The 15,234-nt window shown below is 72.6% G+C and carries 9 protein-coding genes; 7 read left to right on the top strand and 2 right to left on the bottom strand.

Annotation, left to right across the window (positions count from 1 at the left end; genetic code table 11):
• Positions 1-5: 5 nt before the first annotated feature.
• From SGFS_RS50545 to SGFS_RS50535, 3 genes are all read left to right on the top strand, one after another.
• Positions 6-1,064 carry a cysteine synthase family protein gene (locus SGFS_RS50545; protein ID WP_286259601.1) on the top strand — a complete coding sequence of 353 codons (1,059 nt, stop codon included), beginning with the start codon at positions 6-8 and terminating at the stop codon, positions 1,062-1,064.
• A complete protein-coding gene (locus SGFS_RS50540; RefSeq protein ID WP_286259599.1) occupies positions 1,064-2,473 on the top strand; it encodes an MATE family efflux transporter in 1,410 nt (469 codons plus the stop codon). The genes SGFS_RS50545 and SGFS_RS50540 overlap by 1 nt, the downstream gene beginning before the upstream one ends.
• A 201-nt stretch (positions 2,474-2,674) precedes the next feature.
• Positions 2,675-3,628, top strand: coding sequence for a cyclase family protein (locus tag SGFS_RS50535; protein ID WP_286259598.1), 954 nt, complete (start codon positions 2,675-2,677; stop codon positions 3,626-3,628).
• A 124-nt stretch (positions 3,629-3,752) separates the two neighbouring features.
• Here SGFS_RS50535 and SGFS_RS50530 read toward each other — a convergent pair whose 3' ends face one another.
• A complete protein-coding gene (locus tag SGFS_RS50530; protein ID WP_286259597.1) occupies positions 3,753-4,865 on the bottom strand; it encodes a hypothetical protein in 1,113 nt (370 codons plus the stop codon).
• Between the two features lie 225 nt (positions 4,866-5,090).
• Here SGFS_RS50530 and SGFS_RS50525 point away from each other — a divergent pair, with 225 nt between their 5' ends.
• The gene (locus SGFS_RS50525) at positions 5,091-8,213 is read left to right on the top strand and encodes a beta-N-acetylglucosaminidase domain-containing protein (RefSeq protein ID WP_461852183.1); all 3,123 of its coding nucleotides are present in this window, start codon (positions 5,091-5,093) and stop codon (positions 8,211-8,213) included.
• On the opposite strand, the gene SGFS_RS50520 is transcribed toward SGFS_RS50525, so the two are convergent.
• On the bottom strand, positions 8,214-9,002 hold the full coding sequence (locus tag SGFS_RS50520; protein WP_286259596.1) for an SIS domain-containing protein: 789 nt from the start codon (positions 9,000-9,002) through the stop codon (positions 8,214-8,216). It abuts the gene before it with no gap.
• A gap of 170 nt (positions 9,003-9,172) precedes the next feature.
• On the opposite strand from SGFS_RS50520, the gene SGFS_RS50515 reads away from it, so the two are divergent.
• The 3 genes from SGFS_RS50515 (at position 9,173) to SGFS_RS50505 (ending at position 15,169) form a co-directional block, all read left to right on the top strand.
• Positions 9,173-10,057: a MurR/RpiR family transcriptional regulator gene (locus tag SGFS_RS50515; protein ID WP_286259595.1), complete on the top strand. Its 885-nt coding sequence runs from the start codon at positions 9,173-9,175 to the stop codon at positions 10,055-10,057.
• 106 nt (positions 10,058-10,163) lie between these two features.
• Complete coding sequence (locus tag SGFS_RS50510; protein WP_286259594.1) at positions 10,164-14,474, top strand: glycoside hydrolase family 38 N-terminal domain-containing protein; 4,311 nt, start codon at positions 10,164-10,166, stop codon at positions 14,472-14,474.
• Entirely contained in the window at positions 14,471-15,169 is a 699-nt protein-coding gene (locus tag SGFS_RS50505) for a peptidyl-prolyl cis-trans isomerase (protein WP_286259593.1), read from the top strand. Before SGFS_RS50510 ends, SGFS_RS50505 begins: the two co-directional genes overlap by 4 nt.
• The last annotated feature ends 65 nt before the right edge of the window (positions 15,170-15,234 follow it).

Genomic DNA, 15,234 nt, shown 5'->3' with positions numbered 1-15,234 from the left:
CCCCCATGGTCGACCCCCTGTACCGGCCGCCCGTCGTGCGGCAGGTCTCCGAACTCATCGGCGCCACCCCGCTGTTCGAGCTGGCCCGCTCGGAGAGCGACGCCCGGCTGCTGCTGAAGCTGGAGCAGTTCAACCCGACCGGCACGGCCAAGATACGGATGGCCCGGCAGATGGTCGTCGACGCCGAGGAGCGCGGGCTGCTGCGCCCGGGCGGCCGGATCATCGAGTCGACCTCCGGCAACACCGGGCTCGGCCTGGCCGTCGTGGCCGCCGAGCGCGGCTACACCTTCACCGCCGTCGTCGACCACCACGCGGCCGTCGACAAGCTGCGCGCGATGAAGGCGCTGGGCGCGGAGCTGGTCTATGTCGCCGCCGACGGGGACGAGGAGCTGGCCACCGCAGCCCGCGAGGACCTGGCGGAGAAGATGGCCGCCGAATCCGACAACGCCTACTTCACCGAGCAGCACAACAACATGGCGAACGGGGTGGGCTACCACCCGGTGGCCCGGGAACTCCACGCCGCGCTGGACGGCCGTATCGACATCCTCATCGGCGCGGTGGGCACCGGCGGCGGGCTGTTCGGAACCGGGGGCCCGCTGCGCGAGACCGTGCCCGGGGTGCGGATCGTCGGGGTGGAGCCGAAGGGCTCGATCGCGTTCGGGCCGCCCGCGCACGACTACTACCAGTCGGGCACCGGCACACCCGAGGGCGCGACGATCGGGGCGATGGTCGACTACTCGCTGCTCGACGAGGGTGTGAAGGTCGGGGACGTCGAGGCGTTCGCCACCGCGCGGGCCGTCGCCCGGCGCACCGGTCTGCTCCTCGGCGGCTCTGCGGGCGGGGTCGTGCACGAGGCCCTGACCCGGCTCTCCTCGCTGCCGCCCGGCACGACTATGGTCGCGTTGATCAACGACGGCGGTGAGAAGTACATGGACACCGTCTACGACGACGACTGGATGGCCGCCCGTGATCTGCTCTCCCCGCAAGTGGAGCGCGAGGTCGACGAGTTGCTGACCAAACTCCGCCGCACCGCAAGCCCCGATTCACCGCAGGAAAGCAACTGATGCCACCCGCTCTCACCCGCCTGCTCACCGACGGCCGTGCCCTGGCCACGCTCGCCGTCCCACTCGCGCTCACCCAGCTCGCGCAGGTCGCGCTCACCACCACCGACACGGTCATGATGGGCCTGCTCGGTACGGAGGCCCTGGCCGCCGGCGGCCTCGCCATGGTGATCTTCAACCAGCTGCGGACCATGGGCGTCGGCCTGGTCACGGCCGTCGGCAACCAGGTCGCCGCGGCCGACGCGCGCGCCGAGACGCAGGGCACGGAAGCGGCGGGCGCCGACGCGGAGGCCGCTCGTGAGGAGGTCCGGGACCTGGTCCGGGCGAGCCTGCTGCTGTCCACGCTCGCGGGTCTCGCCGGAGCCGTGCTGATGGTGCTGATCGGGCACGCCGTGGTGTTCCTCGGCCAGGACGCGGACGTGGTCGACGCGGCGAAGCCGGTGCTGTACGCGATGGCACCCGGTCTGGTGCCCTGCCTGTGGTTCCAGGCGATCCGCCAGTTCACCGTCGGTATGCGCCGTCCGCAGGCCCTGCTGCGCATCACCATCGCCTCGATCGCCGTGAACGCGGGCCTGAACTGGGTGTTCATCCACGGCACCTGGGGTCTGCCGAAGCTGGGCCTGCCGGGTATCGGGCTCGCCACGACCTCGGTGTACGCGATGTCGTTCCTGGCGCTGTACCTCTCCGCCCGCCGCGATCCGCGGCTGGCGCCGGTGCTGTCGCTGAGCATCTGGAAGACCCGCCCGGCCACCCTGCGCCGACTGGCCGGTCTGGGCGCGCCGATCGCCGCCACCTACGGCTCGGAGGCGGGTTTCTTCTCCGTCGTCGCCCTGCTGGTGGGCAGCTTCGGCACGGCCGCGCTGGCCGCGCACACCGCCGTCAACCAGCTCGTGTACATCGTCTTCCAGATCGCCGTCGGCCTCTCCCACGCCGCCTCTCTCGGCGTCAGCCGTGAGCTCGCCCTCGGCAACACGGCGGCCGCGCAGCGCCTGAAGTCGACGGCCCTGGCGTGCGCCGCCGCGGTCATGGCGGTCGTGGCGCTCGTGTACGTCGTACTGCCGGGTGTGGTGCTGGCGCCGTTCTTCGAGGGTGAGAACGAGTCGGCCATCGATCTCGCCACGCGGCTCCTGCTGGTCGCCGCGGTGATGCAGTTCTTCGACTGCGCCCAGAACATAGGCGTCGGCCTGCTGCGGGGCCTCGACGACACCAAGGGCGGCTTCCGGGTCACCCTGATCGGCTACTGGCTCGTCGGCCTGCCCGCCGCCGCGCTCCTCGGCTTCGCCACGGGCTGGGAGACCGTCGGCATCTGGCTGGGCCTGCTCACCGGCCTCGCCACGACCGCGCTGCTCCTGCTGCGCCGCTTCAACCGAGGGGTGGGGCAGCTGCGCGAGGCCGCGACCGTGACGCCGTGACGCCGCCGGGGCGGGGAGCTGACCGGGGCGATAAAGCCGCCGAGGGGAAAGCCCGGGTCGCTTGCACTCGCCGTCGGCGCACGCGATCGCTACCGTCGGGAGCGGCCGGACCGCCGCGCCCCGCGGTGCCCGGGCCGACCGTGACGCGCCCGCCGCGCGGGCCGACCGCGGACCCTCCGAGCCCTGGAGCGCTCAGCAGCCATGAACAGCAGCCCGCACGCTTCCCCGGACAACGGCCCGGCCGTGACCCGCGCGGAGTTCGACGCCCTGTTCGAGCGGGTGCGGAGCTGGGGACGGTGGTCCCCCGAGGAGGCCGACCGCGGGGCGTGGAACCTGGTCACCCCCGGCCACGCCCGGCGGGCCGCGGCCCTCGTCCGCACCGGCACCACCGTCCCGATGGGCCTGCCCTGGAACACGGTGTCGGGCCCGGACAACGGCAGGCCCGCCCTGCACTACATGTCCGACCTCGGTGACGTGGAGGCCCCGGAGCCCTCCTGCCACAAGGATTTCATCGCCGCCGACTACCACGGCAAGGGCGTCAGCCACCTGGACGCCCTGTCCCACATCGCCTACCGGGGCCGACTCTTCGACGGCCGCACGGCCCGTGACGTGGTCGACGCCGGGGGCGCCCGCTTCGGCGCGGTGTCGGCCCTCGGCCCGCTGGTCACCAAGGGCGTCCTGCTGGACCTGCCCGCGGTACTCGGCACCGACTGGCTGGAGCCCGGCCAGGCCGTGCACGCGGGGGACGTGCTCACCGCCGAGAAGGCGCTCGGGGTGAGCATCGGCCACGGCGACGCGGTGCTGCTGCGCTCCGGGCACTTCCGCCGCCGCGCCGCCCTGGGCGCCTGGAACCCGGACACGGCCAGCGCCGGCTTCCATGTGGACGCCATGCCGCTGCTGGCCGAGCGCGAGATCGCCCTGCTGGGCGCCGACGGCGACAGCGACGTACGGCCCTCCCCGGTGGCGGGACTGCACTCCCCCGTCCATGCCCTCGCCATCACCGCCATGGGCGTACCACTGCTGGACAACCTCGACCTGGAGAAGCTCTCCGGGGCCTGCGCGCAGGCGGGGCGCTACGAGTTCCTGCTGGTCGTCACCCCCCTCAACATTCCGGGCGGCACCGGGTCGCCCGTCAATCCGGTCGCGGTGCTGTGACGGCGAACTGACGCCGATGCAGCCGGGTGCCGGTCGGGTGGGGTTCGACGCGCTCGCCCGACATGGTCAAGGACCGGGAGGCGGCCCGTGACCACGCCCGCTCGACGGGTGTCGCGTCGGTGTCTTAACTCGCCCGCCACATCAGCGACTTCACGGCCTTGCCCTCGCTCTCGCCTTCGCCCTGGAAGGACACCATGGCCGGGCGGTCGCCCTTCGGGAGCAGGTGGATGGTGCACAGGCTCAGGGTGGAGTCCGGCTCCAGGCGGGTGTGGGGGACGCTGCCCCGGCACTGGTCGATGCCCTCGCCCTCGGCGGTGTCGGAGAAGGACAGGTCGAGCAGGGCGAGGGGCTGGATGTCCCGGCCGCCGGCGCTGCGCAGGCCGACTCCGTCGTCCATGGTCGGCAGGAGCTTCTCCTTGCCGGCGTTGCGGTACTCGAAGGTCACGTACCAGGGCACCAGGTTCTTCTGGGCGGCGCTCAGCTCATAGCCGCTCAGGTCGTCGAGACTTCCGGTGCGCACGCTCTTCGGGGTGACACGGATCGGCACGGCACCGCTCTTGGTGGAGATGTTCTCGTACACCGAGTCGGCGGTCGTGCCCTCGGCCAGCAGTCGGCCGGCGTCGTCGTCGCCCTTGCCGTCGCCGACCTTCCACAGGAGAGTGCCGCTGTCGTCGGCGTACGCGACGGTGGCGGGCTTGTGCCCCTTGGGCAGCAGCACCAGTCGGCACACCTTGGCCGTGTCGCCGGCGGCCACCGATGCGGGGCCGGCCTTGTCGCAGTCGTCGGGCAGGGCCGAAGAGGACGCGGTGGCGAGGGGGTTGGTGTTCCACAGGGAGATCGCCCTGCCGGGTGTTCCGTCCGCGAGGGTGACCGTGAAGTTCGCCTCGGGAGCCGGCTGCGTCAAGGGCGCCGAGCCGGTGTTGGTGTAGGCGACGGTCAGGTAGTACGGGACCATCCCCTTCATGTCGTCGTCCAGCTGTACGTGTTCCAGATCCGCCGCCGTGCCCCGGGCGAGCCGTTCGGGCGCGAGCTTCAGCTGGTGTGCCGTGCTCCGGTCGGTCCAGGTCGCCTTCCGTACGGTCGACTCGACCGGCAGCGCCGTGGCCTCGGCGGCTTTGCTCGTTTTCGTGCCGGAATTCTTCCCCGTCGCCCCGCTGGATCCGCCGGAGTCCGAGCCTCCCGCACCGCAGGCCGTGACGACCAGGGCGAGCGCTCCAACCCCCGCGATTCGGGACATGGTTCTGCGAAACATGATGTGCACCCCCGTGCCTTTCCGCTGTTCCGTTCGCAACGCGATCAGCTTACGGGCCGTGCCGCCGTGGTCTGCGGCACGGTCACCGCGTACGAACGCCGGGAGGTGCGGGCCGGGTTCGGCGACGGCCGAGCCATCGGCCCCATGGCGAACCCGCTCCCTCGCTCCCCGACCATTGAATGCTTGATTCAGCACCTCTAGCATCTTCCGGTGACTTCAATCACCTCTTTCCTCCCCCACCCCCCTCTCCCCCACAGACCCCGCCGTCTACGCCGGGCGTTGCTGCTGGCCCTCGCCCTCACGGTCCCCTCCTTCCCGGCCGCCGCCGCGCCGACCGCACCCACCAGCCCGGCGATCCCCCAGGTATGGCCGACACCCCGGCACATCGAGAGCGCTGGACGTCAACTCACCGTCCCCGACCGGGTGGTGGAGGTGGTCGGCCCGGACACCGACCCCTCCGCCCGCCGGGTCGTCGAGGCCGCGCTGCGGGCCGCCGGTGCCGATCGGATCGTCACCGTCCCGGCCGACGCGCGCCCGCCCGCCGCCGGACTCACCGTCTTCGTCGGCGGCCCCGGCGAAAACCCCGCCACCAAGGGCGCGTTGAAGCGCCTGGGCGTCAAGTCCCCGGCCGGGCTGCCTCCGGAGGGCTACGTCCTGGCCTCCGGCCGCCACTCGGGCCGCGCCCTGCTCGCGCTCTCCGGCACCGACACCACCGGCACCTTCTACGCCGCCCAGACCCTCCGCCAGCTCCTCGGCGGCCGACACCTCCCCCAGGTCACGGTCCGCGACTGGCCCACAGCCAAACTGCGCGGCGTCGTCGAGGGCTTCTACGGCACTCCGTGGACCCACGCCGAACGGCTGCGCCAGCTCGACTTCTACGGCCGCACCAAGCAGAACGTGTACGTCTACTCCCCCAAGGACGACCCGTACCTACGGGAGCGTTGGCGCGACGAGTACCCGGCCGCCGACCTGGGCCGACTGCGTGAACTCGTCGACCGGGCCGCCGCCGACCACGTCCGCTTCACCTACGCCCTCTCGCCCGGCCTGTCGGTCTGCTACTCCTCCGACAACGACATCAGCGCGCTGGTCCGCAAATTCGCCTCGCTGTACGACATCGGCGTGCGCTCCTTCGCGATCCCGCTGGACGACATCAGCTACACGAAGTGGAACTGCCCGGCCGACGAGGAGAAGTTCGGCAGCGGGGGCGGCGGCGCCGGTGCCGCCCAGGCCCATCTGCTGAACCGGGTGTGGGAGGAGTTCTCCGCCCGCCGCTCCGGTCTCGAACCGCTGGAGATGGTCCCGACCGAGTACTCCGACCTCGCCGACACCCCGTACAAGAAGGCGCTGCGCGAGCGGTTGGACCCGGACGTGGTCGTCGAGTGGACGGGAGTCGGCGTCATCGCGCCGACGATCACCGCCGCGCACGTGCGGCAGGCCCGCGAGGTGTACGGGCACCCGATCCTGGTCTGGGACAACTACCCGGTCAACGACTACGTCACCAGCCGCCTCCTGCTCGGCCCCTACACCGGCAGGGAGGCCGACGTGGCCCGTGAGTCCGTCGGCGTCACCGCCAACCCGATGGTCCAGGCCGAGGCGAGCAGGCTGGCGCTCTTCACCTCGGCGGCCTACCTGTGGAACCCGGACTCCTACGACCCCCGGTCCGCCTTCCTCGCCTCCGTCCGCGACCTGGCGGGCACGGCCAAGGCCGCGAACTGGCTGCGGATCTTCGCCGAGAGCAACTACTCCTCCCAGCTCGACGCCACCGAGTCCCCGACCCTGAGCAGGCTCATCGCCGCGTTCCGCACGGCGTACGAGGAGGACAGCGGCCTCGACCGGGCGGCGGCCGCGCTGCGGTCCTACTTCACCGACATGGCCGCGACGCCCGCGAAGCTGCGCGCCGACCTCGCCAACCCCGGGTTCCTGGCGGAGACCTCGGCCTGGCTCGACAAGCTCGGCCGGTACGGCACGGCGGGCCGGACGGCCGTCGACCTGCTGCTCGCCAACAAGCGGGGCGACACGGACGCGGTCTCGGCGTACTGGACCGAGTTGCGGGGCGAGCGCAGGGAACTCGATGCCATACCCGAGCAGGTCTCGCCCGGGGTGATGGACCAGTTCCTGTACACGACGATGCTGGAGAACGCCCCCGACCCGGGCGTCGACGCCTCCTTCGCCCCTGGCTCCCTCAGCCTGAAGCCGGGCGCATCCGAGACGGTGACTCTCCGCTTCTCGGACAAGGACGCCCGGACGGTCACCTGGAGACTCGACGTGCCGGACGGTGTCACCGCCTCGCCGACCGAGGGAACCGTGACGGTCCCGGCCGGGGGCGGCGCCTCGGCCACCGTCACCTTGACCGGTGTCACCGAGGGCGTCCACTCCGTCGTGGTGTCCGGCACCGGCATCCTCGACCGGGCGATCCCGGTCCGGGTCACCGACGGGAACGGATCACCGAGAGCCCTGACCGCCAACTTCAGCGGCGCGTCGGTCAGTTCGATCGACCTGTCCTCCGGGAAGAGCACCGCCATCGCCGTGGGCGACAACCCCGGCGAGGTCGTCGTGAGCGCCGACGGCCGCACCGCCTACGCAGCGAACCAGGGCTCCCACACGGTCAGCGTCATCGATGTGGCCCGCGACTCGGTCACCGCCACGGTCGCCGTGGGCCGTGTTCCCGCCGGGCTGGCGCTCACACCGGACGGCGGCACGCTGTGGGTCGCCAACTACTCGGACGGCACGGTCCAGCCAGTGGACACCGGCACTCTGAAGGCGGGAGCGACCGTCGCGGTCGGGTCGGGGCCGGAGAACATCGCGATCACTCCGGACGGCCGGACGCTGTACGTGGCGAACATCCAGGACAACACCGTCACACCGGTCGACCTCGACACCCGGAAGGCCGGGCCGGCGATCCCCGTCGGCCCCCGCCCCTTCAACATCGTCGCCGCGCCGGACGGGAAGACGGTCTACGTGTCCAACTCCGGCGGCTCGACGGTGACTCCGATCGACACCGCGACCGACGACACCGAGCCGACACTCCTGGTCTCCGGCCAGGCGTACGGTCTCGGCCTGTCACCCGACGGGCGGACGTTGTGGGTGAGCCCCAGTACCGGGGACTACGTCACGCCCGTCGACACGGTGACCGGCGCGCCCGGCGCGCGGATCACCGTGGGCAGGTCCGCCTTCGATGTCGGCCTGGACTGGAACGGCGGCACGGCTTACGTCACCACGGCCGACGGCAACAAGCTGGTACCGGTCGACACCGCGTCCGGCGCCGCCGGGGCGCCGCTGACGACCGGCGCCTATCCGCTGGCGGTCGCGCTGACGCCCCTACCGGTGGAGTGATCAGCTCGCGGTACGCCGGATCCGTCCGGCGTACCGCTTCTCCAGCTCCAGGTTGCCCTCGAAGCCGCCGGGCACGTTGGCCGAGACGTAGACCGGGGGGCGGGCGCCGGAGGCGAGGAGCTGGGCGGCGGCCTCGGCGACCGTCATCTGGACGAGCATGACTCCGGTCAGCGTGGACAGCGCGCACACGGCACCTCCGCCCGGAAGTTCCAGCAGCGCGTCACCGCACGGGGCCGCGTTGTCGAGGACGACGTCGGCGAGGTCGGCGAGCTTCTTGCCGCTGGGGTGGGTGGCGGGGACGGAGCCGGTGTGGGCGAGGGAGGTGATGGCGAGGAGCCGGTGGCCGCGTTCCTTGGCGTGCAGGGCCATCTCGACGATCACGTTGTTGACGCCGGAGTTGGAGATGACGACGAACAGGTCCTGGGGGCGGGGGGCGGCCAGTTCGTAGAGGCGGACCGCCAGGCCGGGCTCGCGTTCGAGGAGCGGGTTGTCGAGGTCGCCGGGGTGGTCGCCGCCGTACAGGACGAGGTCCGCCATCTGGAGGCGGTTGGTGGGCACGAAGCCGCCCGCGCGGCCGGCGAGTTCGAGGACGAGGGCCTGGGAGTGGCCGGTGCCGAAGGCCTGGACGACACCGTCCTCGCGGACGCAGTCGGCGATCAGTGCGGCGGCGGCGCTCACATCGGCACGCGCGGACTCGGTGAGGCGGTTCAGGACGGCCAGGCCCTCGCGCGCGAAGCGGTCGGCGCTCACCGGCTCTGTCACGGACTCGTTGGCGGACTCGACGGACACCTGAGACTCCCCACTGGTGGATTGAACCACCTCACGCACATATATCAGTGAATCACTGAATCACAGGCGTCGCATCGAGGGCAATGGCGCAGTTCACCCCCGCATGCGCGAGCCGATCCCGGTCCTGGTATTCAGCCACTGCCCCAACGGGTGGCTGGTACCTTCTCTGCATGCCCTCGACCGATGTCACCACCCTGATCCGCACCGAGTTGCCCCGGCTGGCCGGCTCCCTGCGGAAGGTCGGCGAGCTGATCCTGGAGGATCCGGCCGCCGTCACCCACTGCTCGGCCGCGGAGCTGGGCCGCCGCACCGGCACCTCCCAGGCCACGGTCACCCGCTTCTGCCGGGCCATCGGCCTCGACTCCTACCAGCACCTGCTGATCGAGCTGGCCCAGGAGCGGGGCCGCGGCGAGTCCTCGGAGTGGGGCAGTGCCGAGATCGGCCCGGACATCTCCCCCGACGACAGCCTGGAGCGGGTCGTCCAGGTCGTCGGCACCGCCGATCTGCGGGCCATCCAGCAGACCATCGACCGGATCGACCTGGACTCGGTCGAGCGCGCGGCCCAGGCCGTGGCCCGCGCCCGGCGTGTCGACGTGTACGGCGTGGGCGGCAGCGGCGCGGTCGCGCAGGAGACGGAGACCCGGCTGTTCCGCATCGGCTGCGCGGTGCGCGGCTGGACCGAGGTGCACGCGGCGACCACCTCCGCGGCTCTGCTCACCCCGGCGGACGTGGCGATCGGCATCTCCCACTCCGGCGCCACCCGGGAGACCATCGAACCGTTCGAACTGGCCAGGGAGCGCGGCGCCACCACCATCGCCCTGACCGCCGACCCGCGCTCGCCGCTGGCGCGCGCCGCCGACGTACGGCTGATCTCCTCCTCCTCGGAGACCAGTTTCCGCACCGGCAGCATCGGCGCCCGCCACTCGGTCCTGATGCTCATCGACTGCCTCTACGTCCGCGTCGGTCAGCTCTCCTACCAGCGGGCGAGCGCCTCCCTGGCGCTGACCGACCACATCGCGGGGGCACACGCGGTGAAGTCGCGGCGGGCCCGCTGAGCCATCCGCCATTGCATGGATGAATCAACCAACATGCCATTCCATGGTTGATTGAACCACCCCACGCTGCCAGGATGGGGCTCCGCCGAGCACTCGTAGGAGCCCCATGCGTGTCATCTCTGTGGAGTCCACCGAGCTCTTCGTCGGCACGGAGGACCAGCCGCACCAGGTGGTCGCCGTCGACATCGAGCACGAGCCCGGGCGGCCGGTCCGGCTGAGCCTGGAGGGCCCGGGCGTGCGTGGTGTCGGGGAGAACGTCGTCGCCGCCGGCGAGGACGGAACCGTACGCGCCGAGATGCCCGTGGCCGTCGACGGCCTGGTCCCCGGCGACCGCCGGGAGATCACCGTCACCGCCGTCGACGGGGACCGGGCCGCCCGGCAGACGGCCGAGTTCACGGCCGCCGAGCCCGGCTGGACCATGTTCATGGTCAGCCACTTCCACTACGACCCCGTCTGGTGGAACACCCAGGCCGCCTACACCGAGACCTGGGACGTCGCCGACGACCCGGCCGTCACGGGCCTGCCCGCCCGGACCTTCGACTCGCGCGGCCAGAGCGGCATGAGTCTGGTGCGGGCCCACTGCGATCTGGCCCGGCGCGACCCCGCGTACACCTTCGTGCTCGCCGAGGTGGACTACCTCAAGCCCTACTGGGACGCCTTCCCCGAGGAGCGGGCCTTCCTGCGGCAGCTGATCCGCACCGGCCGGGTCGAGATCATGGGCGGCACCTACAACGAGCCCAACACCAACCTCACCGGCGCCGAGGCGACCGTGCGCAACGCGCTGTACGGCGACGGCTTCCAGCGCGGGATCATCGGGGCCGCGCCGGAGACCGCCTGGCAGTTGGACGCGTTCGGGCACGACCCGCAGTTCCCGGGGCTGATGGCGGACGCGGGGGTCACGTCGAGTTCGTGGGCGCGCGGGCCGTTCCACCAGTGGGGGCCGACCCTGTCGGTCTTCGGCGAGGAGCCGCGCGATCCGCAACGGATGCAGTTCCCGGCCGAGTTCAGCTGGATCGCCCCCTCCGGGCGCGGCCTGCTGACCGCGTACATGGTCAACCACTACGGCGCCGGCTGGGCCATCGACAACGCGCCCACCCTCCCCGAGGCGGAGGCCGCCGCGCTCAAGCTCTTCCGGGGGCTGAAGAAGGTCGCGCTCACCCGTAACGTCCTGCTGCCGGTCGGCGGCGACTACGCTCCGCCGTGCCGCTGGGTGATGGGCATCCACCGCGACTGGAACACCCGTTACGTCTGGCCCCGGTTCGTCAGCGGCATCCCCCGGGACTTCTTCGCCGCCGTACGGGCCGAGCTGGAGCGGGAGGGGCGCACGGCGTCCCCGCAGACCCGGGACATGAACCCGGTCTACACCGGCAAGGACGTCTCGTACATCGACACCAAGCAGGCCCAGCGGTACGGCGAGGCGCTGCTCGCCGACGCCGAGGCCTGGGCGACCCTCGCCTCCCTCACCACCGGGCACCCCTACCCGGACGCGGCCCTCGACAAGGCCTGGCGGCAGCTGATCTACGGTGCCCACCACGACGCCATCACCGGCTCCGAGTCGGACCAGGTGTACATCGACCTGCTCACCGGCTGGCGGGAGCTGTACGACCTGGCGGAGGAGGTGCACGCCGACGCGACCCAGGCGCTCGCCGATCGTGTCGTGCCGCTGCCGGGCGACGGCGCCGATCTGGTCGTCTTCAACTCCGCGACCTGGCAGCGCAAGGACGTGCTGACCGTCGCCGACCCCGGACGGGTCCCGCTGGACCACACCGGGCTGCCGCTTCCGGCCGTGCGCGAGGACGGCGAACTGCGGGTCGTGGTGCCCGAGGTGCCCGGCATGGGCCTCAAGGCGCTCTCCCTCGCGGAGGGTTCGATCTCCGGCTGGACGGCCGGCGAGGGGACGACGATCCGCAACGAGTTCTACGAGGTGACCGTCGACCCGGCGCGGGGAGGCGGCGTCAGCAGTCTGCGGGCGCTCGCCGAACCCGGGGGCGAGAACGGTCGGGAGCTGCTGCGCGCCGGGGACATCGGCAACGAGCTGGTGGTACAGGAGGAGTATCCGAGGCACCCGCGCTTCGGTGAGGGCCCCTGGCACCTCACGCCGACCGGCACCACCGCCGCTCGCAGCCGGGATGTGACAGCTGACATCGATGTCGAGCACTCTGCGGCAGGCTCCCGCATCACCGTCCGCGCCGACCTGGGCCTCTTCCGCTACACCCAGCGGCTCACGCTCTGGGCGGGCGTCGACCGGCTGGACGTGACGACGACCGTCGACGGCTACGACGGCGCCGACCGGCTGATCCGGGTGCGCTGGCCCTCGGACGTGCGCGGCGCACTGCCGGTGCACGAGGTCGCGGACGCGGTGATCGGGCGGGGCTTCGGGTTCGTGGAGGTGGACAGCGAACGGTTCCCGTGGACGCTGGACAACCCCGCGAACACCTGGTTCGGGCTCAGCTCAACGGCCCGCGTCGCCGTCCACGACGACTCCGGCGCGCTCCTGGGTCATCGGTCGATCGGCGTGGCCGAGCTGATCTTCAGCGACTGGGACACCGCCGGTGAACTGGGCACCCCGCTCGCCGCCGCCCTGGTCCGCACGGGCGTCACGGCCACCTCGACGATCGCGGGCGGCCCGCGCTACGGCGACCTGGAGGTCGACTCCAACCTCCCCGACATCCGCATCGCCGTCGGCGGCCCGGAGCGCAACTCCCTGGTCGCCGAGGCCCTCGGCTGGGACCCGGCCGCCGCCCGCGAACTGCGCCGCCGACTCGCCGAGGACGGCCTGGCCTCGGTGTGGGTGGCGCCGCGTGCCTCCCTCCGCGAGGAGTGGGTGCCCGGCGCCGACCTGCGCGACCTGGAGCGGCTGCCGCTGCTCGTGGTGGCGGGCGCCCGCCCCGAGGACGACGCGAAGGCCGTGGACGCGCTGATCGCCGACCTGGACGACGCGACCGTACGGGCCACGGCAGCCGGTGGCGGCGAGGCGCTGCCGCCGGGCGACGCCTGGGACGGGCGGGGCTTCGCGATCCTCAACCGGGGCACCCCCGGCTGCGTGGTCACCACCTCAGGCGACCTCTACATGTCGTTGATGCGCTCCTGCACCGGCTGGCCCTCCGGCATCTGGGTCGACCCGCCCCGCCGTACGGCCCCGGACGGCTCGGGCTTCCAGTTGCAACGCTGGTCGCACACCTTCGAGTACGCGGTCGTCGCCGGCGAGGGCGACTGGCGCGACCTGGGCTGGCCGCGTGCCGGGCATGCTTTCAACCGTCCGCTGACGGCGCGGTTGCGGGAGCCCGATCACCCGCTCACGGTACGGCTGCGGGAGCCCGCCGGGACGCCGGCCGGCCTACCGAGGACCGCGGCCCTGCTGGCGCTGGAGCCCGAGGGCCGGGTGCTGTTGGACGCGCTGAAGCCGGCCGGGTCGCCGCTGGCCCGGGGCGGTACGGCGCCTGCGGACCCCGCGCGCGGAGTCGTCGTACGGGCGCACGAGGTGGACGGACGGCCGGTGCGGGCGCGGGTGGCGGGGCCGTCGGCCTGGGCCGAGGGCAGCCGGGCGGACGTCCTGGAACGGCCCGGTGAGGCCCTGTCCCCCGGCGTGGACGGGGCGTTGGAGCTGGACCTGACGGGGTTCGAGGTGGCCACGGTGCTGGCCTCGCCGGTGGACGGCAAGCAGGCCCCGGGCCCCGGCGTCGCCGCGCACGAACCCGCCCAGCCCGTGCACACCCGCTACTGGCTGCACAACTCCGGCCCCGCGCCCCGGGGGAACATGCCCGTGGCCGTGTACCTGTCGCCCACCGCGCTGACGGCCGACGGCCCGGTCACCTCGGTGGTCCGTATCTCCTCCGAGCTGACGGACGCGCCCGTGTCGGGCACGGTGGCCCTGGAGGTGCCGCCCGGCTGGAGCATCGAGCCCGCCGCACTGCCGTACGCGCTCGGCCCGGGCGGTTTCTCGCTCACCGAGGTCACCGTGACGCCCCCGCCGGACCCGGTGCCGGGCCGCTACTCGCTCGCCGCGCGGCTGGCGTACGACGGGCAGACGTTCGAGGACGTGATCGCCCTGGACGTGCCCGGCGAGGCGGCGGAGGGCGAGCCCGACGGTCGGACCGGGCCGAGTCTGGTGATGGAGCTGGGCGTCGACCGTGTCGAGGTGCGCCGGGGCGAACGGGTGCGGGTGCCGGTGAGCGTGCGCAACACGACCCGGGGGCCGGTGAGCGGGCAGCTGTGGGCACTGTCTTCCTGGGGAACCTGGGCGGGCGTCGGGCCGGGCCTTCAGGGGTTCGCCCTGGGCGCCGGGGAGAGCGCCGAGTGCGTGGTCCAGGTGGACGGCTCGGCGGTACCCCCGGGGTCCTACTGGCTGATGGCGAAGGCCGGCTGGCACGGATGCGTGGCCTATACGGAGACGATCGTGCTGGAAGTGACGCCATGAGCGAGCCTCCGGCGCGCGACGGTCGTTCGGGGCCGGGCCACCACGCCGCGCCGCACAGGCATCCGGCCCCGAGCGGGCACGCGGTGCTCGTCGATGGTGAGCCCGTCCCCCGGTACCGCGTCGACGCCGTACTGGACGCCGTGCCCGCCCGGGACCACGAGACGCGGCCGGAGGGACAGGCGCGGGCGGAGCGGCAGCGAAGGCGGTGGGCCACGCAGGTCGTGGTCGCCGACGAGCTGGCCCGCCGGGCCTGCGCCGAGCGCGGGCTCGCGCCGCCGCCCGAGGTGTCACCGGCCCCCGCGCTCGCGGTGTCCGGGACCGAGGTCGCCGACCTGGGCAGCATCATCGCGGTGGCGCTCGCCCACTCCCCCGCCGCGCGCACCCTGCTGGCGGCACTGGAGGCCGAGCAGAGCGTGCCCGACCAGGCCGCACGGGCCTACTACGACCGCAATCCGGACCGCTTCCTCACCCGGGAGGCTCTGCGGCGCGGCGTCGACCCGTACGGCGGGGCGGGGCCGGGCGACTTCCTGCCGTACGACGACGTCCACGACGACGTGGTGCGGGAGCTGCGGCGGGCCATGGGCCGGCAGGCCTTCTTCGACTGGCTGGACCGGGCCCGCGCCGACGTGGAGTACGCGCCGGGACACGAGCACCCGGGCGACCCGACGCACCCCGACCACGAGCACCGGCACTGAACACCCGGCCGACGACTCGGAACCGAAAAGCAACACGGCAAAGCATTGACCTCCGATGAATTCTG

Source organism: Streptomyces graminofaciens, assembly GCF_030294945.1.
Lineage (GTDB): Bacteria > Actinomycetota > Actinomycetes > Streptomycetales > Streptomycetaceae > Streptomyces > Streptomyces graminofaciens.
Note: the sequence above shows the minus strand (reverse complement) of the source record. Positions and strands in the feature narration are given on the sequence as shown.